At 65.9% G+C, this 21,103-nt stretch carries 23 protein-coding genes; 13 read left to right on the top strand and 10 right to left on the bottom strand.

The annotated features are described in order from the left end of the window. Positions 1-58: 58 nt before the first annotated feature. Positions 59-907, bottom strand: coding sequence for a deoxyribonuclease IV (nfo, locus tag HNO53_RS03970; protein ID WP_209476445.1), 849 nt, complete (start codon positions 905-907; stop codon positions 59-61). Positions 908-1,029: 122 nt separating this feature from the next. On the opposite strand from nfo, the gene HNO53_RS03975 reads away from it, so the two are divergent. Genes HNO53_RS03975 through pdxR form a run of 4 tightly spaced genes read left to right on the top strand, consistent with a single transcriptional unit; the run spans position 1,030 to position 4,763 of the window. Further along, the gene (locus tag HNO53_RS03975) at positions 1,030-1,653 is read left to right on the top strand and encodes a LolA family protein (RefSeq protein WP_209476447.1); all 624 of its coding nucleotides are present in this window, start codon (positions 1,030-1,032) and stop codon (positions 1,651-1,653) included. Positions 1,654-1,692: 39 nt separating this feature from the next. Further along, positions 1,693-2,178, top strand: coding sequence for an SRPBCC family protein (locus HNO53_RS03980; RefSeq protein WP_209476449.1), 486 nt, complete (start codon positions 1,693-1,695; stop codon positions 2,176-2,178). Positions 2,179-2,236: 58 nt separating this feature from the next. After that, the gene (locus HNO53_RS03985) at positions 2,237-3,244 is read left to right on the top strand and encodes a GGDEF domain-containing protein (protein ID WP_209476451.1); all 1,008 of its coding nucleotides are present in this window, start codon (positions 2,237-2,239) and stop codon (positions 3,242-3,244) included. Then, on the top strand, positions 3,228-4,763 hold the full coding sequence (pdxR, locus tag HNO53_RS03990; RefSeq protein WP_209476453.1) for a MocR-like pyridoxine biosynthesis transcription factor PdxR: 1,536 nt from the start codon (positions 3,228-3,230) through the stop codon (positions 4,761-4,763). The genes HNO53_RS03985 and pdxR overlap by 17 nt, the downstream gene beginning before the upstream one ends. On the opposite strand, the gene HNO53_RS03995 is transcribed toward pdxR, so the two are convergent. Genes HNO53_RS03995 through HNO53_RS04005 form a run of 3 tightly spaced genes read right to left on the bottom strand, consistent with a single transcriptional unit; the run spans position 4,760 to position 6,593 of the window. Next, a complete protein-coding gene (locus tag HNO53_RS03995) occupies positions 4,760-5,509 on the bottom strand; it encodes a GNAT family N-acetyltransferase (RefSeq protein WP_209476455.1) in 750 nt (249 codons plus the stop codon). The genes pdxR and HNO53_RS03995 overlap by 4 nt on opposite strands. After that, positions 5,506-6,117: an FMN-binding negative transcriptional regulator gene (locus HNO53_RS04000; RefSeq protein WP_209476457.1), complete on the bottom strand. Its 612-nt coding sequence runs from the start codon at positions 6,115-6,117 to the stop codon at positions 5,506-5,508. The genes HNO53_RS03995 and HNO53_RS04000 overlap by 4 nt, the downstream gene beginning before the upstream one ends. Positions 6,118-6,128: 11 nt before the next feature. Continuing rightward, positions 6,129-6,593, bottom strand: a complete 465-nt coding sequence (locus HNO53_RS04005) for a GNAT family N-acetyltransferase (protein WP_209476459.1) — start codon at positions 6,591-6,593, stop codon at positions 6,129-6,131. A 156-nt stretch (positions 6,594-6,749) separates the two neighbouring features. On the opposite strand from HNO53_RS04005, the gene HNO53_RS04010 reads away from it, so the two are divergent. Together HNO53_RS04010 and ogt are read left to right on the top strand one after the other, a co-directional pair. Beyond that, complete coding sequence (locus HNO53_RS04010; RefSeq protein ID WP_209476461.1) at positions 6,750-8,246, top strand: AlkA N-terminal domain-containing protein; 1,497 nt, start codon at positions 6,750-6,752, stop codon at positions 8,244-8,246. Further along, a complete protein-coding gene (gene ogt / locus HNO53_RS04015; protein WP_209476463.1) occupies positions 8,230-8,757 on the top strand; it encodes a methylated-DNA--[protein]-cysteine S-methyltransferase in 528 nt (175 codons plus the stop codon). The genes HNO53_RS04010 and ogt overlap by 17 nt, the downstream gene beginning before the upstream one ends. Before the next feature lie 15 nt (positions 8,758-8,772). On the opposite strand, the gene HNO53_RS04020 is transcribed toward ogt, so the two are convergent. Next, positions 8,773-9,264, bottom strand: coding sequence for a MarR family winged helix-turn-helix transcriptional regulator (locus tag HNO53_RS04020; protein WP_209476465.1), 492 nt, complete (start codon positions 9,262-9,264; stop codon positions 8,773-8,775). A gap of 69 nt (positions 9,265-9,333) precedes the next feature. On the opposite strand from HNO53_RS04020, the gene HNO53_RS04025 reads away from it, so the two are divergent. Together HNO53_RS04025 and HNO53_RS04030 are read left to right on the top strand one after the other, a co-directional pair. After that, a complete protein-coding gene (locus HNO53_RS04025) occupies positions 9,334-10,272 on the top strand; it encodes an EamA/RhaT family transporter (protein WP_209476467.1) in 939 nt (312 codons plus the stop codon). 16 nt (positions 10,273-10,288) lie between these two features. Further along, positions 10,289-10,927, top strand: a complete 639-nt coding sequence (locus HNO53_RS04030) for a nitroreductase family protein (protein ID WP_209476468.1) — start codon at positions 10,289-10,291, stop codon at positions 10,925-10,927. Here HNO53_RS04030 and HNO53_RS04035 read toward each other — a convergent pair. Beyond that, positions 10,924-11,235 carry a cupin domain-containing protein gene (locus HNO53_RS04035; protein ID WP_209476470.1) on the bottom strand — a complete coding sequence of 104 codons (312 nt, stop codon included), beginning with the start codon at positions 11,233-11,235 and terminating at the stop codon, positions 10,924-10,926. The genes HNO53_RS04030 and HNO53_RS04035 overlap by 4 nt on opposite strands. A 251-nt stretch (positions 11,236-11,486) precedes the next feature. On the opposite strand from HNO53_RS04035, the gene HNO53_RS04040 reads away from it, so the two are divergent. Genes HNO53_RS04040 through HNO53_RS04050 form a run of 3 tightly spaced genes read left to right on the top strand, consistent with a single transcriptional unit; the run spans position 11,487 to position 13,503 of the window. After that, a complete protein-coding gene (locus HNO53_RS04040) occupies positions 11,487-11,846 on the top strand; it encodes a YciI family protein (protein WP_209476472.1) in 360 nt (119 codons plus the stop codon). Between the two features lie 9 nt (positions 11,847-11,855). Beyond that, entirely contained in the window at positions 11,856-13,103 is a 1,248-nt protein-coding gene (locus HNO53_RS04045; RefSeq protein ID WP_338034800.1) for an RNA polymerase sigma factor, read from the top strand. A gap of 37 nt (positions 13,104-13,140) precedes the next feature. After that, positions 13,141-13,503 carry a DUF1428 domain-containing protein gene (locus HNO53_RS04050; RefSeq protein ID WP_209476474.1) on the top strand — a complete coding sequence of 121 codons (363 nt, stop codon included), beginning with the start codon at positions 13,141-13,143 and terminating at the stop codon, positions 13,501-13,503. Here HNO53_RS04050 and HNO53_RS04055 read toward each other — a convergent pair whose 3' ends face one another. Beyond that, positions 13,504-14,781 (bottom strand): MgtC/SapB family protein, encoded by a 1,278-nt coding sequence (locus HNO53_RS04055; protein ID WP_209476476.1) that lies wholly within the window; start codon positions 14,779-14,781, stop codon positions 13,504-13,506. A 170-nt stretch (positions 14,782-14,951) separates the two neighbouring features. Between HNO53_RS04055 and HNO53_RS04060 the strand changes: the two genes are divergently transcribed. Beyond that, the gene (locus HNO53_RS04060; protein ID WP_242597536.1) at positions 14,952-15,824 is read left to right on the top strand and encodes a bifunctional nuclease domain-containing protein; all 873 of its coding nucleotides are present in this window, start codon (positions 14,952-14,954) and stop codon (positions 15,822-15,824) included. A 44-nt stretch (positions 15,825-15,868) separates the two neighbouring features. On the opposite strand, the gene HNO53_RS04065 is transcribed toward HNO53_RS04060, so the two are convergent. After that, positions 15,869-17,620, bottom strand: a complete 1,752-nt coding sequence (locus HNO53_RS04065; protein ID WP_209476477.1) for a methyl-accepting chemotaxis protein — start codon at positions 17,618-17,620, stop codon at positions 15,869-15,871. Positions 17,621-17,769: 149 nt separating this feature from the next. Then, positions 17,770-18,591 (bottom strand): acyl-CoA thioesterase, encoded by an 822-nt coding sequence (locus tag HNO53_RS04070; RefSeq protein ID WP_209476479.1) that lies wholly within the window; start codon positions 18,589-18,591, stop codon positions 17,770-17,772. Positions 18,592-18,650: 59 nt separating this feature from the next. On the opposite strand from HNO53_RS04070, the gene tadA reads away from it, so the two are divergent. Next, the gene (gene tadA, locus HNO53_RS04075) at positions 18,651-19,142 is read left to right on the top strand and encodes a tRNA adenosine(34) deaminase TadA (protein WP_209476480.1); all 492 of its coding nucleotides are present in this window, start codon (positions 18,651-18,653) and stop codon (positions 19,140-19,142) included. Here tadA and HNO53_RS04080 read toward each other — a convergent pair. Continuing rightward, positions 19,119-21,098 carry a sensor domain-containing diguanylate cyclase gene (locus HNO53_RS04080; RefSeq protein ID WP_209476481.1) on the bottom strand — a complete coding sequence of 660 codons (1,980 nt, stop codon included), beginning with the start codon at positions 21,096-21,098 and terminating at the stop codon, positions 19,119-19,121. The two genes, tadA and HNO53_RS04080, sit on opposite strands and share 24 nt — an antisense overlap. Positions 21,099-21,103 lie beyond the last annotated feature (5 nt).

Genomic DNA, 21,103 nt, shown 5'->3' on the forward strand with positions numbered 1-21,103 from the left:
CGCTCATGCCCGGGCGCGCCACGTGCCTCAGCCGGCGTCCGCTTGGTCAGTCAAGAAGTCAGCCATCTGCGACCTGGGTGCGCAGCCAGGCAATCTCCTCGGCCCAGATCTCGGGCTCGATGGTCTCCAGCACCAGCGGGATTTCGTCGATACGCGGGTCGCGCATGATGGTGGTGAAGGCTTCGAGGCCAATGTTGCCCTGGCCCAGGCTGTAGTGGCGGTCGACGCGGCTGGCGTATTCGCTCTTGGCATCGTTGAGGTGCATGCCGCGCAGGTAGTCGAAGCCGACCACCTTGCCGAACTCGTCGAGGGTGGCGGTACAGGCCTCGGGCGTACGCAGGTCGTAGCCGGCGGCAAAGGCGTGGCAGGTGTCGATACAGACGCCGACCCGCGACTTGTCGTCGACCTGCTCGATGATCTCGGCCAGGTGCTCGAAGCGCCAGCCCAGGTTGGTCCCCTGGCCGGCGGTGTTCTCGATCACTGCAACGACGCCGCGGGTCTCGGCCAGGGCGTGGTTGATCGAATCGGCGATGCGAGTGAGACATTCGCTCTCGCTGATCTTCTTGAGATGGCTGCCGGGGTGGAAGTTGAGCAGCGTCAGGCCGAGCTGCTCGCAGCGCTGCATCTCGTCGAGAAAGGCGGCGCGAGATTTCTCGAGCCCCGCCTTGTCCGGGTGGCCGAGGTTTATCAGGTAGCTGTCGTGGGGAAGGATCTGGCCAGGGCCGAAGCCATGTTCCCGGCAGGCGGCGCGGAAGGCCTCGATGGTGGCATCGTCGAGGGGCTTGGCCCGCCATTGGCGCTGATTCTTGGTGAACAGCGCGAAGGCGTCGGCGCCGATTTCGACGGCACGCAATACGGCCTGGTCGGGCCCGCCGGCGGCACTGACATGGGCTCCGAGGTATTTCATCTGGCCTCTCCATGGGTTGGCGACGCCTCTACGATAGCATGCACGCCGCCTCTCGACCTTTATGTCTCACTCGCCGCCGTGGCCCCTGCTAGGCTCAAGGGAGGGATTCGAGGAGAGCCCACATGTTGCTACTCGTACTGGTGGCGATGAGCGCTTCCATCGAGGAGGACCCGGTCGCCGCGGCGCTGGCGCGTATCGATGCGCTGCAGGGCTATCGCCTCACGCTGCGCAGCCAAGGTAGCGGAGGGGAGGAGGTCATCCGCTACAGCTATCGGACCCCCGGCTACGTGCGGATGGACATGGAGTCTCCCTACCGTGGCGCGGTACTGATCTACCGCCCCGATACGGGCAAGGTGCAACTGTGGCCCTTCGGCTCGCCGGGCAAGCGGCCGGGGCTTTCCCTGCGCCCGACCAACCGCATGGTACGCAGCTCGCGCGGGCATCGCGTGGACCAGTCGGACGTGGGCACGCTGCTGCGCAACGTCGAGCGATTGCAGCAACACGGGAGCGCTCGCCTGCTCGGGCCGACGGAACTCGAGGGGCATTCGGTGCAGCACGTCGTGGTGGAGGCCGAGCCCGGCCGCGCCGTGCACGAGGTGGCGCGCTACGACCTCTGGCTCGACGGAGAAACGCTGTTCCCTCGCCGCGTGATCAGCTATGACCGTCGGGGCGAGCGCCTCGAGAGCGTGCATCTGGAGGATCTCGACCTCGATCCAGCCTTCCCCCATGACCATTTCTCGCCCTGAGGTTCATGGGGCCTGTCGTTCATGAATGAGTCGCGCCTCATGCCAAGTTTTCACTTCGAGACCGTCTGGCATCTCGACGCTCCGCTCGAGGCGGTCTTCGATGCCCTGGCCGACTCGCTACACTGGCCCGACTGGTGGCCCGGCCTGGTGGAGGTACGGCAACTCGTGAGCGGGGACGAGCAGGGGATCGGTCGCACCCAGCGTTTCGTCTGGAAGAGCCGGCTGGGCTATGGCCTGCGCTTTGACATCCGCATCACCCGCGTTTACCGGCCCCGTCTGATCGAGGGCGAAGCCTGCGGCGATGTGGTCGGTATCGGTCGCTGGCAGTTGCAGGCGAAGCAGACGGGTACCCGTGTCCGCTATCTATGGCAGGTTCGCACGGCGCGACCCTGGATGGGGCTGTTGGCCTGGGTGGCGCGGCCGGTCGTGATCTGGAACCATCATGCCATGATGCGTGAAGGGCGTACGGGACTGTCGCGACATCTGCGAGACCGTGCGCAGCTCGGGAACGGGGAGCGTTGGTAGAGAGACACTACAAGCGGTATGCTGCATCCAACTTACTCGAAATTGTCGCAGAGATGACATGAAGGGTTCGCAGGGTAGAATCGATCATGAGCGGCTTACCCGGGAGGCGAATGGCCGCTTTCCAGAAGATCCCTGTGCCGAAATTCGCCGCGAGCTCGAGCAGGCTCGCGAGGAGATCGCGAACCTCAGCCGCACCCTGCAACGCATCCAGCAGATCGCCCGGATGGGCTATTGGCGAGCCAGCCTCAAGGCCAACGAGCTGTTCTGGTCCGAGGTGGTCTACGACATCTTTGGCGTCAATCCAGACACGTTCACTCCCAGCATTCGTGCCTTCAAGGTCATGGTCCATCCTGACGACCTGGAAAGCGTCGAGGCCAGCATGCGGCGTGCCCAGGAAACCGGTAGCCATGACGTGGAGCATCGCATCGTGCGCCCCGACGGTGAGGTGCGCTGGGTGCATGAGCTGGCCGACTACGTGCCGGAAGGCGACGAGCAGATCCTGATCGGCACGGTGCGCGACATCACTGAGCAGAAGAGGCTGGAGCTGCGCCTGCGCCAACTGTCACGCACCGATGAGCTCACGGGTCTGTTCAACCGTCGCTACTTCATGCAGCGCTTGCTACAGGAGCTGGCACGCTATCGTCGATACAGCAGACCCACCTCGGTGGTGCTGTTCGACTACGACCACTTCAAGCGGATCAACGATACCCATGGCCATCCCGCCGGGGATCAGGTGCTGGTGACGGTGAGCAAGTTGCTGCGTGAGCGGCTGCGAACGAACGATATCCCGGCCCGGCTCGGCGGTGAGGAGTTCGCTCTGCTGCTGCCCGAAACCGGCCTCGAGGAAGCCGTCGGTGTGGCGGAGAAGGTTCGCCAACTGGTACGCGAGCAGACATTTACCTCGGAAGAGGGACGGCGCTTCGAGACCTCGATTACCTGTGGCGTTTCGGCGTTTCACGGTACCGAGGAAACGGTCGAGGCCATCCTGCATCGCGCCGACCAGAATCTCTATGAGGGCAAGCGAGCCGGCCGCAACCGAGTGGTGGCGGATGAACCGGATCGCTGAAGGCGTAGCGTTACGAAATGCGGTTCCCCTCGAACAGGCGGAAGGACTGACCGATGCGCTGGGCCTGGTGTTGGGAGAGCCGTCGAGCCTGCCCTTGAGCACGCGGCTCTATCACGCTCTGCGCGAATGGATTCGGGCCGGTCGTCTGACCAGCGGCCAGCGCTTGCCTTCCACCCGCCAGCTGGCCCGCGACCTGGGCCTGGGGCGAAACACGCTGCTGGCTGCCTTCGACCAGTTGCTGGCCGAAGGCTTCCTCACGACCCGCCAGGGGGCGGGTACCTTCATCGCCGACCTGCCGTTTCCGCAAGCGCAGGACGTCGCCGAGGACGTCGCCATCTCATCGCGGTTGCCGTCCGATGCAGGACCGCTGCTCTCCACGCGCGGCACCCTGCTGCTTGGATACAGCCACGCCCGCCAGACGACCTCGTCCGCCTTCGCTCCCGGCGTGCCCGCACTGGACCGCTTTCCCCATGACCAGTGGCAGCGGCTGCTGCACCGGTACCAGCAGCGCATGCCGATGGATTGGCTCGACTACCAGGCCCAAGGGGGCGTGCCGGCACTGCGCGAGGTGCTGGCCGACTATCTGCAGCTCTCCCGCTCGGTGCGCTGTCGTCCCGAGCAGATTCTCATCGTGCAGGGTGCCCAGCAGGGCTTCGAGCTGATCGTGCGGCTACTGACCGACAGCGGCGATGAAGTGTGGCTCGAGGAGCCGGGCTATCACGGCGCCCAGGCCTGTTTCGCCGCCGCCGGGCTCAAGATGACCCCGGTTGCGGTGGATGCCGAGGGCATGGGTGTCGTGGAGCCAGCATGCCCAGGCTCCCCTCGGCTGATCTACGTCACGCCATCGCACCAGTACCCCAGTGGCGTGACCATGAGCCTCACTCGGCGCCTGGCGCTGCTGGAAGCCGCCGAGCGACATGGCGCCTGGATCGTGGAGGATGACTACGACAGCGAGTTTCGTTATGGCCAGCGGCCCATTGCCGCCTTGCAGGGGTTGGTGGAAGACTCGCGAGTGATCTATGTCGGCACCTTCAGCAAGGTGATGTATCCCGGCCTGCGGTTGGGTTACCTGGTATTGCCCGATGGGCTGATCGAGCCGTTTCGCCGGGCCAACGCCAGGCTGCATCGCGAAGGGCAGTACGCGGTGCAGGCGGCGCTCGCCGAGTTCATCGCCCGTGGCCACTTCTCACGCCACATTCGCCGCATGCGTGACTGTTACCGTCGGCGCCAAGCGCTGCTGCGCAAGGCGCTGGCGCCGGCGGTGTCGCGTGGCTTGCGTCTGTCAGACGGACAGGCTGGCATGCACCTGGTGGCCTGGCTCGACGCGCCCGAGCAGGAGCGGATTCTCGTCGAGCAAGCCAGGCGCGAGGGCATCTCGCTGTCGCCGCTGTCGAGCTACTACCTGACCTCTCCCGGTCAGCCGGGCCTGGTGCTGGGCTACGCCGGCACCGTGGAGGCCGAGATCGGTCGCGCCGGGCAGTGGCTGGCCCAGGCGTGGTGCGATCTGGGGAAGGGCTAACCGGCCTGGCAGGCCTCGTACGTCAGCGCCGATAGCGAACACAACTGTCTTCCCTTCGCGTCGAAGTTCTCTGGCGCGAGCCAACCCTCAAGACGAGCCTCGACGGCCGGCCATTCACCGTCGAGCAGCGAAAACCACGCGGTATCGCGATTATGTCCGCCTTCCACCCGGTGCTGCCGGAAAATGCCCTCGAAGCGAAAGCCCAGGCGCTCGGCGGCACGCCGCGAGGGGGCATTGAGGGCGTTGCACTTCCACTCGTAGCGCCGGTAGCCCAGCGCGAAGGCGTGGCGCATCAGCAGCAGCATGGCTTCGGTGGCGGCCGGTTTGCGGCGAAGCGCGGGCGTGAAGTGAATATGGCCGACCTCGATGCTGCCATGTTCCGGTACGATGTTGAGATAGCTGGCCAGCCCCAGGGCACGACCGGAATCCGCTTCGACGATGGCGTAGAAGAGGGGATCGTTGCTACGCGCCCGGTCGACCAGCCAGATACGGCACTGCTCGGCATTGGTGAACGGCATGCCGCCGGAGTAGGTCCAGCGAGCCGCCGGGGCGTCGAGCGGGCCTTCGCCCGCCACCATGAAGGCGGCGTGCAGCGAATCGGCATGGCGTTCGGCCGAGAGTGGCTCGAGGCGGACCAGGCGGCCCGTCAGCGTCGTTCGCTCGGGCCGCCGAGCCGGCTTCCAGGCAGGCTGGGGAGCGCCGATTGGCTGGCCGAAGTCGTTTTGCGTTACGTCAGCCAGGGTCATGTAGGGCTCTCCTCATTGGTCAATCGCTGCATGTAGTGCCACAACTGGCGTGCTTGTGGGTTGCGGCTCTCGGCCAGCGCCGCCTCGACGCCGGCTTGGTCCGCCTCAGAGCGCTGGCGACCGAGCTTGGCTTTGCCCGTGAGTGTCTCGATGGGCAATCGAAAACCGACCACGCCGGCCTGCATCTTTTCCAGATAACCCTGTTCACGGGACAGCGAATCGAGCAGGGCGGGCTCAAAGTGGGCCAGACTGCGCTCGAGCAGTTCACGCGTGGCCTCTGTCCCCAGCAATTCGAGGGTGCCCGTGGCGTGCACGGCCAGGTAGTTCCAGGTGGGCACGGCTGGCTGATTGGCATACCAGGTCGGTGAGACATAGGCATGGGGGCCGTTGAAAATCGCCAGCGCCCGGCTGCCATTGAGCATTCGCCAGTGCGGGTTGGCTCGGGCAAAGTGGCCATAAAGCGTACCCTGCTCGCCTTCGCTGCGTTCCAGGAGGAGGGGCAGGTGGGTAGCCTCAAGGTCGGCGCCGACCAGGACGGCGAAGTCGTGCCTCTCTATCAGACTCCAAGCCTGCTCGCGCGAGAGCCGCATCGATGGGGGAACGTACATGGCGCCTCCGGTCAGCCCTGGCCCGCTGTGGTATCGAACAGCAGGCCGTAATGGTAGAAGGTGGTGTCGCGCTGCCAGCCGAGCGACTCGTAGAGCGCCTGGGCCGCATGGTTCTCGATCTCGGTGGCAAGCTTGAGGTGGCCGACGCCATGGCTCTCGGCCAGCTCCCGGGCGGCCTGCATCAGGGCGCGGCCGACACCGCCGCGCCGCGCCGCGGGTGAGACGAACAAGTCATTCAGCAACCAAAGTGGCGCCAGGCGCACGGTAGAGAGCAGCGGATAGAGCTGTACGAAGCCCTGCAGCTCTCCTGCGCTGCCTGCATGCACCAGAATGTGCGAATCACCGCGTTCCAGGCGTGCCTGCAGGAAGCGCCGGGCGTCCTCGAGGTCGGGCTCCTGGCGGTAGAAGCGGCGGTAGGCGTCGAGCAGTTCACTGAGTGGCTCGAGGTCGGCCAGGGTGGCATGGCGGATGGGCATCGGTGAATCCTCACAATTGCGGCTGTCCTTCGAGTGTGAGGCCTGGTTGGTTCCTTGCTAAGAGCCAGTTCGGGGATATTTCGGAGAGCCATTTTGCATTGCCGTTCACGTCCGAAAACCGCCAGACATTGGCAGCACCCAGGCTAGAATGGGTCCATGAACCTCTCGACCGATACCTGCTACCAGGCGCTGCTGGCTCGTGATGCGCGCTACGACGGACGCTTCTTCACCTGCGTGACCAGCACCGGCATCTACTGTCGTCCGATTTGCCCGGCGCAGACGCCGAAACTCGAGCATTGCCGCTTCGTCGCCTCTGCGGCAGCGGCACAGGAAGCAGGCTATCGACCGTGCCTGCGTTGCCGGCCGGAGAGCGCTCCGGACTCCCCGGCCTGGGCCGGTACCTCGACCACGGTGAAGCGGGCGCTGCGGCTGATCGACGAAGGCGCACTCGATGACGACGGAGTAGAGGCACTGGCCGACCGCCTGGGATTGGGCTCGCGCCAGCTGCGCCGGCTGTTCCAACGCCATGTCGGGGCATCACCGCTGGCCGTGGCCCAGACCCGGCGCGTGTTGCTGGCGAAACAACTGTTGCATGAGACGGGGCTGCCCCTTGCCGACGTGGCGCTGGCCAGCGGCTTCGGCAGCGTGCGCCGTTTCAACGAGGTGTTCAGGAAGCTCTTTGGCCGGGCGCCAGGGACGCTACGTGGCCATCAAGGAGGCGCTGCCCAGGCGCCTGCGCTGACGCTGTGTCTGCCGTACCGCCCCCCCTATGACTGGCAGGCGATGCTGGCCTTCCTGGCCCGGCGTGCGATCCCGGGGCTCGAACGTATCGACGGGGAGAGCTATCACCGTCTCTTCCGCGTAGGTGAGGCAGTGGGCAGCGTCAGCGTGAACCATGTTCCCGACGCCAAGGCACTGCAGGCGTCGATTCGGCTACCCGACCTTGCGGTGCTACCCGGGGTGATTGCCCGGCTTCGGCGGCTCTTCGACCTGCAGGCCGATCCCGAGGCGATACGCCAAGGGCTAGGTCGCGACCCGGCTCTGGCGGTGTTGGTCGAACGCCGCCCCGGGCTGCGCGTGCCCGGCGGGTGGGATCCCTTCGAGGTCGCCGTGCGCTCCATTCTCGGTCAGCAGGTCAGCGTCGACGCCGCCACGCGGCTCGCCGGCAGGCTGGTCGAGCGGCTGGGCGAACGCGTGGCAGGCCAGGAGGAGGCCGGCCTGGGCCGGCTGTTTCCCGCCCCCGAGCGCTTCACCTTCGACGAGATCAGGGCGCTGGGCATGCCCGGCGCACGCGCCACGGCGCTGGTGCGGTTGGCAGCGACCTACCGCGAGCAGCCGCAGCTGTTCGACCGCCGCCTGCATCTGGACGACACCGTGGTGCATCTCTGTACCCTGCCGGGTATCGGCGAATGGACTGCGCACTACATCGCCATGCGCGGCCTGCAGGAGAGTGACGCTTTCCTGCCCACGGATGTGGCGCTGCAACGCGCGCTGGCGGAGCAGGGCCGGCGCCCCACGCCACCTGAGCTGCTCACGCGTGCCGAGGCCTGGCGGCCCTGGCGTGCCTATGCCGTGATGCACCTGTGGCAGGCCGATATGGCGACAACGATGGCAAGACCGAGAGAGGAGAGAGGTGATGCAGCTCTGGCTTGATCTGATGGCGTCCCCGGTGGGCGAGCTGAGCCTGGTCAGCGACGACCAGGGAGCGCTGCGGGCACTGGAATTCGACAGCCACGACGAGCGCCTGCATCGCCTGCTGGGACGTCACTACCGCGAGTATCGTGTTGCCAAGGGCAGAGCGCCTGCCGTCGTGCGTGAAGCCCTGGAGGCTTATTTCGCCGGTGATCCGTCTCATCTCGACGCGGTGCCGGTGGCGACCGGCGGCACCGCATTCCAGCGCCTGGTGTGGCAGGCGCTGCGCCAGATTCCGGCCGGCACCACGATCAGCTATGGCGAGCTTGCGACACGAATAGGGCGACCCGGCGCCAGTCGCGCCGTGGGTCTGGCCAACGGCGCCAACCCGGTGGCCATCGTGGTGCCGTGCCATCGGGTGATCGGCGCCAACGGCACCTTGACCGGCTATGGGGGCGGACTGCCGCGCAAGCGCTGGCTAGTGGAACACGAGCGGCGCCACCGCCAGGGTGACTTGTTCACCTTCGCCTAGCGCGGCCTGGTCGGCTCAGGTCTCGCGGGCCAAGCCCACCAGCAGCTTGTCGAGAAGCCGGCTCAGCTCTTGCTGCTCCTCGCGGCTGAGAGCAGCGAGAATCCTGGCCTCGTTCTCCACGTGTCGGGGAATCATCTCCTCCATCAGCGCGATGCCCTTGTCGGTCAACGACACCAGCGTGCCGCGCCGATCCTCGGGATTCGGCGAGCGTGCGATCCAGCCCGCCTTCTCCAGCCGATCCAGCCGGCTGGTCATGCCGCCCGACGAGATCATCAGCGTCTCGAACAGCTGCGTCGGCCCCAGGCGATAGGGCGGCCCCGAACGGCGCAGCGTGGCCAGCACATCGAACTCACCGGCCTGCAGGTCGTACTCCTTGAACAAGGTCAGCAGACGCTCCTGGGTGAGCTGATGGGTGTTCTTCATATAGCCCACCACCTCCATCGGCAGCAGGTCGAGATCGGGCATTTCCCGTTGCCATTGGGCAATGGCTTGCTTGACACGGTTCATAGGTGCGTTTATCTTTCCATCAAGATACTTTTCGGCAAGATTCTTTTTGCCGTACTATGGGGGTCGATCATGACTAACTCTACGAATACACGCAACCGCACTGGCTGGTACGCATTGGGCTGCCTGTTGCTGGTCGGCAGCCTCCTGGCCTTGTCGCTGGTCGTGGCCAAGCTCGCCGACGGAGCCGGCGCGCCGCGCCTGAGCTTCCTGATGGTGGCGGTGAGCGGTGCCGGCCTGCTGTTGCTGGTCCTGGCCGGCCTGCAGCGCCAACCGATGCGGCTCGATCGTCGCATCGTCGAGTACGCGCTGGTCTCCGGCGCGCTGTTCGCTCTACCCAACGCCCTGGGCTTCCTGGCGGTGCGTCATGTGGGCGCCGGCTTCGTCTCGCTCAGCTTCGCTTTCCCGATCCTCGTCACCTGGATGCTGGCGGTGGGGCTAGGCATGGAGCGCATCAGAGCACTGCGCCTGTCCGGTGTGCTGCTGGGGTTGGCCGGCGGGGTGCTGCTGGCATGGGCCAAGGCGGGCGGCATGCAGGGCGCCCAGGGCTGGGTGGCGCTGGTGCTGACGATCCCGCTGATCATCGCGCTGGGCAACATTTATCGCACCCTGCGCTGGCCCGGAGAGGCCGGGCCGGTCTATCTCGCCGCGCTGATGCTACTGGGCGGAGCACTGACGCTTGCCCCTTTCGTGCTGGCGCTCGAAGCGCATCAGTTCGGCCAACTGATCGACTCGACAGGGGTGCTCCGCCTGCTGCTCGCCGAAGTCGTCGTCTTCACCGTGCTCTACGTCTTCTACTTCGTGCTGCAGAAGCTTGCCGGCCCCGTCTATCTCAGCCAGATCGGCATGGTGGCTGCGCTGGTAGGCACCCTGATTGCCGTCTCGCTGCTGGGGGAGGCGGTACCACCCTACCTGGGCCTGGCGGGGGCATTGGTACTCCTCGGCGCGGTCCTCTTCCACCGCGGTGCCTCGCGCCGCAATACCGCTCCGCCTGTCACGGCGGAAGCCTGACCACAGGAGAATCCCAATGTCGCTCATGGAAGCCCTGCACTGGCGCTACGCCGCCAAGCGCATGAATGGAAAGAAGATATCTCGAGGAACGCTGGATACCATCCTCGAGGCCGCGCGCCTGGCACCATCGTCCTACGGCCTGCAGCCATACAGCGTGCTGGTGGTGGAAGACCCTGCGCTGCGTGAGCGGATCCGACATGCGGCATGCGATCAGCCCCAGGTCAGCGAGTGCTCCCATCTGCTGATCTTCGCCGCCTGGACCGAGGTGGACGGGCGACACGTGGATGAGCTGATCGCACTGACTGCCGCGGCGCGCGATCTCGACCCAAAGGAGCTGGAGGGCTATCGTCAGTCGTTGCATGCCGCCATTGCCGGTTTCACCCCGGAAGAGAAACAACCTTGGGCGGCGCGGCAGGCCTATATCGCCTTGGGTACGGCACTCACCGCCGCCGCCGCGGAGCGGATCGACGCCTCGCCGATGGAAGGCTTCGACCCGCCGGCGCTGGATGACCTGCTGGGCCTCGAGGAGAGGGGGCTGCGCAGTGTGGTGCTGCTGGCGCTGGGCTATCGCGACATGGCGGAGGACCGCCTGGCCGGGCTAGCCAAGGTGCGCTGGCCCAGGGAGCGCTTCGTGGTGGAGTGGAGCGGGGCCTAGACGCTGCCTTCCTTCTCGACCACCAGCACCCTGGCTTCTCCCAGCGGACAGGCGACATGTTCGGTGCCCACCGAGGCGAAGAAGATGTCGCCCACTTCCAGCAGTTGGGAATACTCGACACCCTCGCTGCGATAGCGCATCTCAACCTGACCATCGAGTACCACGAAGACTTCCTCGCCGTCGTTGACGTGCCAGCGGTATGGCTGGTCGGTCCAGTGCAGGCGGGTAGTAATGCCGTTCATGTTGGCGATGTCCTTGGCTCCCCAGGCGCGTTCGGCGGTGAAGTCACGGCTGCGGGTGATTTTCATCTTGATGTCCTTCGTGTATCGGTTCGTCAGGCGCTGCAGCGGGCAGCCATTCGCCTATATTGCAAGGAATCGGTTCGGCGCACCATGCGCATCATGGGGCGTCGCCTGCCGGCTACTTGCGAGTGGGCGATAGGAACAACGGGGCGCGGGCCTGGACTGAAGCAGTCGGCTCGATACCTGTCGATTTACCAGGCACTCGTTCGATCTCTCAGCAGGCAGTCATGAGGCTGCGTTTACCAGGAGAAACTACCATGCAATACATGCTGATGTGCTGTATCGACGAGGCGCTGTGGAACGGCCTGCCGGATGCCGAGCGAGATGCGGTCATGAATGACTACAATGCTCTGATCCAGGACATGGTCACCAGCGGCCACTATCGGGGCGGGGCGCGGCTGCAATCGGTGGCGTCCGCCACCACGCTGCGCGAGCAGAATGGCAAGACGGTGATGCTGGACGGCCCCTTCGCCGAGAGTCGCGAGCAACTGGGCGGCTTCCACGTAGTGGAGTGTCGCGACCTGGACGAGGCCCTGGGGCTGGCCCGGCGCATCCCGCCGCTGCGGGTCGGCGGCTCGGTCGAGGTGCGGCCGGTGGACCCTGCCTATCGACTCTGAGGGATTTGCGTGACCCTGGACGAACTCTATCGCCATGAGTATGGCCGCGTGCTGGCCAGCCTGATTCGCCGCTTTGGCCACTTCGAGCTGGCCGAGGATGCCGTGCAGGCGGCCTTCGAGGCGGCGATGGTGCAGTGGCCGACGCAGGGCTGGCCGCCGAACCCGACCTCGTGGCTGATCGCTACCGCGCGTCACAAGGTGGTCGACCAGCTGCGCCACCAGCAGATGCGCGAGCGCAAGGGCGACGAGCTGCGCCAGCATCTGGAGCTGCTGCATGACAATGACCTCGAGGCTGAGCCTCTCGACAGCCTGCGCCTGATCTTCGCCTGCTGCCATCCGGCCCTGGCCCGGCCGGCCCAGGTGGCGCTGACGCTGCATACCTTGGGAGGGCTGCGCACCGAGGAGATCGCCCGTGCCTTCATGGTGCCGGTGCCGACGCTGGCCCAGCGCCTGGTACGGGCCAAGGCCAAGATTCGCGATGCCGGCATTCCCTTCGAGGTGCCCGACGACGCTGCCCTGGGCGAGCGCCTGGAAGCGGTGTTGGCGGTGATCTACCTGATCTTCAACGAGGGTTACGCGGCCAGCTTCGGCGACGACTGGGTGCGCGGCGACCTTTGCGCCGAGGCGATTCGTCTGGGGCGCATGCTGGTACGACTGTTGCCGGCCGAGCGCGAGGCACGCGGCCTGCTGGCGCTGATGCTGCTGCACCATGCCCGGCGTGACACGCGTACCGACGAAGCCGGCGATATCGTGCTGCTGGAGGAGCAGGATCGTACGCGGTGGCATGCCGAGGAGATCGAGGAGGGCAGTGCCCACGTCGAGATCGCGCTGCGTGGCGGTATGCCCGGCGGCTACGCGGTGCAGGCCGGCATCGCCGCGCTGCATGCCCGGGCGCCGGCGCCGGACGCAACCGACTGGCGGCGCATCGCCGCGCTCTACAGCCTGCTCTATGCCATCCAGCCCACGCCGGTGGTGGCGCTCAACCGGGCCGTGGCGGTGGCCATGGCCGATGGCTTGGAAGTGGGGCTCGAGCTGCTTGAGCACGTGCATCTTCCTGGCTACCACCTGCTGCCGGCGACGCGTGCCGACCTGCTGCGCCGATTGGGGCGCCACGCTGACGCAGCCGAACATTACCGACAGGCGCTCGAGCTGGTGACGCACGGCGCCGAGCGACGTTTCCTCGAGCGTCGTCTGGAGGAAGTGACGGCATGGCGGCACGCTGTCGATTTTGCCGCTGCCGGTTCGAAGGGAGCATGAGCCGTTCGGCTCAGCCACCCTCACAGGAGACAAGACCATGAGCTATGTTGATGGATTCGTGCTGCCGGTGCCTGAAGGCAATCTGGATGCTTACCTGGAGATGGCCCGGCAGGCCGGCGAGGTCTGGCGCGATCACGGCGCGCTAGAGTACGTCGAATGCGTTGCCGATGACGTCAAGCCGGGGGAGCACACCTCCTTCCCCCAGAGCGTCAAGCTGGAGCCGGGGGAGACGGTGATCTTTGCCTGGATTCGCTACGCTTCGCGTGAGGAACGCGATCGCATCAACGCCAAGGTAATGGAGGATCCGCGCCTGGCGGCCATGATGGATCCGGCCAACCATCCGTTCGACGGCAAGCGCATGTTCTGGGGCGGCTTCCGTGAGGCGCTCAGACTGTCCTGATCACATCAGCCAGGCCACGCTCGGCCCGGCCACCGCCGAGGCTGCCACGGGGCCTGCGATGCTTCGGGTCAGGCGTGGGTTACCCGCGCTTGCGGTCAGTACGACCTTGAACAGGTTGTTTACCGCGGCGGCCAGTACAATGCCCTGCACGGCAACGGTGACTTCGATGGAACTCATCGCCATGCGGCTCAGCGACAGCGCGATAGCATGCACGTCGGCAATCCCCGAGACGCCTGCCAGCAGGTAGAGGCCGGCATTGCCGAGCCAATCCCGTAGCCATTCGCCCAGCACCATGACCAGCGCCAGCAGGGCGCCGAGCAGCAGGGCGGCACGCAGCTCCAGTGGGTTCTGGGTCATCGGCCGGTCGGCCTTGAGATGGCGGCGATGCCGGTGCCATAGCCACAGTGCCGGCAGGTAGAGGGTGGCGCCCATGGCAATCACCGGTGCCAGCAGCTGAGGCAACAAGGCAGGGCCGACGAGCGCGGCATAGAGCAGCAGGCGCGGCAGCATGGTGCCGCAGGCCAGCAGGATGCCGGAGGCAAGCATCGGGGCGAACTGGGGCTCGCGCCGTGACTGACGGGCATACTGCAGGGTCAGGGCGGTGGAGGAACTCAGCCCGGCGAACAGGCCGGTGAAAATGATGCCCTTCTCGGTGCCGCCAAGGCGGACGGCGAAATAGCCGACGAACGAGATCGAGGCGATCAATACCACCAGCCACCAGATTTCCCGGGGATTGAGCACGCCGCCGGGGCCCATCTCCTCGTTGGGCAGCAGTGGCAGCATTACCACGCTGATCAACAGCAGCTTGAGACCGGCGTCGAGTTCGTTGGCCTGCAATTTGTTGAGCAAGCCGTGGATTTCGCGCTTGTTGTCGAGAATCAGTGCCGTGACCACTGCGCAGGTCGTGGCCAGGGCCATGCCTACCGCCACCGCCAGGGCGCCGAAGCAGAAAGTCAGCAGCAGCCCGACCAGCCCGGTAATGCTGTAATCACGGCTCTGTTCCATGCGCGCCCGATAGCCGACCAGGGCGATGATTGCCACGGCCAAGAAGATCAGCGGGAACGCCCACGGTGTGAGCGTTTCCGACAGCAGGGCCGCCACGCCACCGAACAGTCCCACCAGGGCATGGGTGCGCACCCCGGCCACGCGTTCGCCCCACTCCCGCTCGCGGGCCACCCAGCCACGTTCGATGCCGATCAGCGCTCCTAGCAGCAGCGCCACGGCAAGCTCGACGAACAGGGCATTGTTGGCCAGGAAGTCGCTGGCGACGTCGTCCATTGCCTGTCCTTCCATGGAAACGAGACTTAAGAATGAAGCGCCATGCAGCCGCTTTCAAGCCGAAGAGGGCCGGGCTCAGTCTGTGGCGGTAGCTATGGCGGAGCGTGACATGGCAGGCGTGCGTCACGGGTGCCATGCTGAAGAGACCACGCTTGAACCTGGAGAGGCTCATGTCACTGCCGTTGCGCTGGCATTGTCTGATGTCACTGCTATGCGGTGCGTTGCTGTCGGCGGGCTCGATGGGCGTGGGCGCGCGCGAGCTGGCCGCCGATATCGCTGACATGGTCGAAGTGGAAGTCGCCACGGTGGGCTGGGCCGGCTTGGGTGGGCCACCGGTGGTGTTGCTGCGCGAGCCGGGCGCGCGCGAAGTGATCCCCATTTTCATCGGTGTCAGCGAAGCGGGCGCCATCTTGCGCGGCTTGGCTGGCGAGCGCCCGCCCCGGCCCATGACGCATGACCTGCTGGGTGACGTACTCGGTGAGTTCGACGCTACCCTGGAGCGGGTGTATGTCGATGCCATCATCGACGGCACCTTTTATGGCATGTTGGCGCTGCGTCTGCCGGGGAGCGAAGCGTTGCGTCTCATCGACAGTCGGCCCAGCGATGCCATCGCCTTGGCGCTCCATGTGGGCGCGAGCATCTACGTGGCGCCGCAGGTACTCAAGGCGGCCCGAAGGATCGACTACGAGGGGGTGGAGGACCAGGTGGTCGTGGCGCTGGGAATTTCCGTTGTGCCGGCGACCGAGGATCTTCGCGAGGCGCTGGGCCTGCCCGATCTCCCCGGCGTGCTGGTCAGCGACGTGCACGGCCCGGCCGCCGAGGCCGGCCTGCGGCCCGGTGCGCTGCTGCTCGAGGTGAATGAAGAGGTACCCGAGACGCCGCTGCGCTATCTCGAGTTGGTGCGCGATATTGCAGTGGACGAGGATGCCCGGTTGCGCTTCTGGCAGGCAGGGGAGGTAGGGGAGATCGAGGTCCCCATCGACGTGCCTCCACGACAGCCCATGCCGAAGCTGCAGGAGGACGTGCCCGGTATTCGCACCTGAGCGCTGCGCCCCGCACGACGGTGTCGGGCGGGGCGCCTCTGGCTTCAGAAGGTTTCCCACTCCTCTTCGGTTGCGTGCGCCCGGCGTGGCTTGGGATCAGCGACCGGGCGCGGCAGCGCGGCGGGACGCTGAAGGCTGGTGGTGCGCTGCTGCGGCTGGGAGGGCTCGTCCTCGCCGAGGACGAAGGTCCTGATCAGCTCGCCGAGGTGTTGGGCGTGACGGCGCATTTCGGTGGCGGCAGTGGAAGTCTGCTGCACCATGGCGGCGTTCTGCTGGGTCATGGTGTCCATTTCGGCCACTGCGGTATTGATCTGCCCAATGCCGGCATTCTGCTCCCGTGCCCCGGCGCTGATCTCGGCGATCACATCGCTGACCCGTGCCACGCTGGTGACGATTTCCTGCATGGTGGCGCCAGCACGCTGGACGATCTCGCTGCCGTCGCGGGCATGAGCGACGGAGGTATTGATCAGCTCACGAATCTCTTTGGCGGCCTCTCCGGAGCGGCTGGCCAGGGTGCGGACTTCCTGGGCCACCACGGCGAAGCCGCGACCATGTTCACCGGCGCGGGCCGCCTCCACCGAGGCGTTGAGCGCCAGGATGTTGGTTTGGAAAGCGATGCCGTCGATCAGACCGACGATTTCGGCGATACGGCTCGATGAAGCGTCGATATCGGCCATGGTGCGCTCGACCCGCTGCATGGCGCTCTCCCCGTCGCGAGCGACCTGAGAGGTTGCCACCACCAACTGGTTGGCCTGCTCGGCCGATTCGGTGCTGTGATTCACCGTCGCGGTGATCTCCTCCATCGAAGCTGAGGTCTCCTGCAGGTTGGCGGCGGCCTGCTCGGTGCGGGTGGCCAGTTCGTCGCTGCCCTGGGCGATCTCTTCGGCGGCCTGGTTGACGCTCGCGGTGCTGCGACGCACGTCGCGCAGAGTCTCCTGCATACGCGAGACAAAGGCATTGAACTGACTCGCCAGTTCGCCGATCTCGTCGCGACTCTCCACCTTCAGGCGCCGGGTGAGGTCGCCTTGCCCCTTGGCGATGTCGCGCATGGCCTCGGCGGTACGACGGATCGGCGCAACGGTGCGGCGTACCAGCCATACCGACACGACCGCCACGCCGACGAACAGTCCCAGTCCCAGCAATGACGAGAACAGAATGGCGCGGCGCAGCGAGGCGGCTGTATGTGCTTCGGTCTCGGCCATGGCGGCATCGATCTCGGTGGCATAGACACCGGCGCCGATCATCCAGCCCAGCTCAGGCACGTTGGCCGCATAGGAGTACTTGGGCTCGACGCTCCCTGTGCCCGGATGCTCCCATGGGTACTCGTAGAAATCGCCTCCCCGCTGCGCTGCGCCGATCAGGTCGCGGAGGATGTAGGAGCCGTCCGGTGCCTGCAGGTCCCACATGTTGGTGCCTTCGCGCTCGGGCATCGGTGCGGTCACCACATTGAGCCCGTCGTACTGATAGGCGAAGACATAGTTACTGCCTTCGAACTTGATGGCGCGTAGGATCTCGGCAGCGCGCTCACGACGCTCGGCATCGCTGAGCCCCGGTGCCTGGAGCACGGGCTCGATGGCGGTATGGGCGCTCTCGACCACGTCGCGGACACCGGTCTTGCGGGTCTCGATGAGCAGTTGGCGCTCACGAATGAGAGCGGCGTGGCTGTCCTGGATACGACTGTAGGCATCCAGAGCGACCAGACCGATGGTCGTGAGCAGCAAGGGGACCAGTACCAGGAGCAGGAGGCGAGCCTGGAGGCTAAGGGAGAATGAGGCCTTGGGAGGCGATGCTTGCATTGCGAAACCTCGAGAAGAGAAAGTGTACTGATACGGATGTCAGTAGCTACTAACTTCGGCCGATAATCGCTTTTCTTTAGGGTTACGCTGCCTCCTGTGGCTACGACATTCGTCGCGCAGGACCGTCTGGCGAGTCATGCCGTGGCGAGCTAGTGAGGCCCACGCAGGCGGGTCAGGCCCTCCTGGGCGGTGGAGGCGACCAGCCGACCGCTGCGGTCGTAGAGGCTGCCACGGGCGAAACCGCGGGCTCCACCGGCCCAGGGGCTGTCCATGTCGTAGAGCAGCCAGTCGTTGACCTTTACGTCGTGATGGAACCACAGCGCATGATCGAGGCTGGCGATCTGCAGCTTGGGGTCGCGAAAGGTAATGCCATGGGGCACCAACGAGGTGGTCAGCAGATTGAAGTCGGAGCTGTAGGCCAGCAGGTAGCGATGCAGGGCGGGGTCGTCGGGCAGTTCTCCGGTAAGGCGGAACCACAGCCGCTTGCGCGAGGGTTGGCCAGGCTCGGCTTCGTCCCCCAGATGCAGAAACTCGATGGGGTGACCGGGAAAGCGCTCCAGGCGGGCCTGTGGATCCTGGGCCAGAACTTCGGGCGTCGCGACGTCGGGTGCGGCCATTTGATGGGACATGCTCTCTTCGCGACCGTGAAAGGAGGCGCTGCAGAAGAAGATGGGACGCCCCTTCTGGATGGCCGTGACGCGCCGGGTGGTGAAGCTGCCTCCGTCGCGCACGGCATCGACCTGATAGACTACCGGGCGATGGGGATCGCCGGGACGCAGGAAATACCCGTGCAGCGAATGCGCCTGGCGTGAAGCGTCCACCGTGTGGGTAGCGGCCGAGAGTGCCTGGCCGAGTACCTGACCGCCGAACAGCTGCGGCAGGCCGAGATCCTGGCTGCGGCCACGGAACAGGTTTTCCTCGATCTCTTCCAGGCCAAGCAGGTCGACGAGCGCGTTCAGGGCATCGGTCATGGGACGTCCTCGGGAGGTATCATACGGTTGTTTCAGACAGCATAACGGAGTCGGCGCCGATGCGCAGTGACGAATTCTACATGCACCGGGCGCTGGACCAGGCCCGCGAGGGCCTGGCCATCGGCGAGGTGCCGGTAGGGGCAGTTGTGGTGGATAGCGTCGGCGAGATCGTCGGTGCCGGCTACAACGCGCCCATCTCGGGCCACGACCCCAGTGGCCATGCCGAGATTCGTGCGCTGCGCGATGCCGCCGCCCGGCTGGGCAACTACCGCCTCGATGGCTGTAGCCTTTACGTCACCCTGGAGCCGTGTCTGATGTGCACCGGGGCGATCATTCATGCGCGTATTGCCCGACTGGTCTATGGCGCCGCTGAACCGCGTACCGGCATGGTCGAATCGAAGGCCAACCTGTTCGCCCAGCCCTGGCATAACCATCACGTCACGGTGGAGGGCGGCGTGCTTGCCGCGCGCGCCGCAAAATTGCTCAAGACCTTCTTCGAAGCCAGGCGCGAAAGTGGCGAAGCCCCGTCAGGCTCCCTCGACGGTGTTTAGGGCCGGGGCGACCTTGACACGATTACGCCCTTCGGCCTTGGCGCGATAGAGGGCATCATCGGCGGCCTGCATGAGGGTGGCGATGTCGAGCGGGCCATGTGTCAGAGTGACGACGCCGATGCTGACCGTCAGAACCCGGCCGTCATGGTGAAGCAGAGCGGCATCCAGCAGGCGCTGACGCAAGGCTTCGGCAATTTCCCGTGCTCGCACAGAGTCGGCTAGAGGCAGGAAGGCGACGAACTCCTCTCCGCCGTAGCGGGCGAACAGTCCACCCGAAGGTTCGACTACGTCGCGCCCTATCCGACCCAACTGCTCCAGGTATCGGTCGCCGACCAGGTGGCCCTGATGGTCGTTGATGCGCTTGAAATGATCCACATCACAGATCAGCACGCTCAGCGGGCGCCGCGTGGCGTTGGCTGCCAGCGTTTCCATGAACAGGCGCCGGTTGGGGAGCCGGGTCAGTTCGTCATGCCGGGCCAGCCATTCGACTTCTTCCTGTAGCTGGCTGCGAGTGCGAATCTCGCGGCGCAGTTCGGTGTTGGTGGCATGTACCCGACGGTGCTGGTGCGCCAGCCTGATGTACCCATGCAGCACCAGATAGAGCAGATAGGCCAGGGTCAGGCCGGTGACCAGCGTGACCATGGGATGGCGAGGCAATTGCTCAAGCAGGCGGGAGTGGCTGGGCTGGATGGTCAGGCCCAGCGGTATGCCGCTGATGTCGAGCTGCACCTCGTGCAGCCAGGGACCGAGTCGTGTGGCGGGGACCAGGCTGGCCAGGATCCGCTCGCCTTGGGTGAGCAGCAGGCTGGTGTGCTGGGTGTCGACTTCGCTGAACAGTGTGTCGGCCAGCATCGGTAGGCTGATGACCATGGCTACGGCGCCCAGGGTGCGCCTCTCGTCGAGCGGGATCGGCAGGTAGTGGATGATGCCGGGGACGCCCTGCAGCAGCATGATGACCTCCGTGCGTCCGATGCGCTGCTCGACGAGTGCGCGGCGGACCGCTTCGCGCCCGGCGGGCTGGGCATCGAACAGACGCTCCCCCAGGACCTGGCGATTGATGTCGCTGGGCGGATAGATCCGCGTGATGCGGCTGTCGGGGTCGACGAAGGCGATGTTGAGCAAGTAGCGGAAGTCGTGATGGTAGGGCGCTGCCAGCCTGGCCCACTCGGCCTGGCTCGGCGGGGTGTCGAAAAGGGTCCAGGCGTTGGCGAAGCGCTCCACGGCGGCCAGGTGGTCGTGGATCTCGCGTATCAGGCGATCACCGAGCTGCCGAGCCTCGGTCTCGGACGTGGCATGCAATTCCCGCTCGGTGACGCTCTTCTGATGGTGCCACAGCAGCAGCGCGGCCAGCACGAGGAGCAGTGACGGCGCCAGTGTACGCCGTAGAGCGGTGGCGTTGGCTCGCCATCCCGGCAGCGCCGCCACGCTCAGGCCGGTCAACAGCGTCGCCATGGCCAGCGTGGACCATGGCCCGGCGGCCGCACGTGGCAGCTGAGCATCGAGGCCCGTACCGCCGAGCAGCGCCTGGATGCCCAGCAGCAGCGCGGTCATGAGCAGCAGCAGCGGACCGCCCAGGGAAGCGCGGCTGTGCGTTGCGACGAGCACGGCGAGCAGGAGCAGGGCGAGGGTAGTCAGCAGCCCCGGACGCCAATCCTCGAGGGTAAGCCCGGTCGCCAGGCCGCGGCTCATGGCGTCCCACTGTGACAGGGGGATCCAGTACTCCGGCAGCACGTAGCTGGCGAGTGCCAGAGCCAGCGGCAACAGGGTGAACCCTACCAGAGCCTTCGCCGACCCATGCCAGCCCTGCAGCAGCATCAGTTTGGCCAGGACGAGCATGCCGGTCAGAGCAAGGGCGACCTGCTCATGCAGCGGAGGTTCTCCCTCCACCAGTACGACACCGAGAACGAGAGGCACCATGGCCAGGCAGGTGACGAAGAAGGCGGCATGTCGGTACATGGGCA

This window comes from Billgrantia antri, from assembly GCF_017868935.1.
GTDB classification, from domain to species: Bacteria; Pseudomonadota; Gammaproteobacteria; order Pseudomonadales; family Halomonadaceae; genus Halomonas; species Halomonas antri.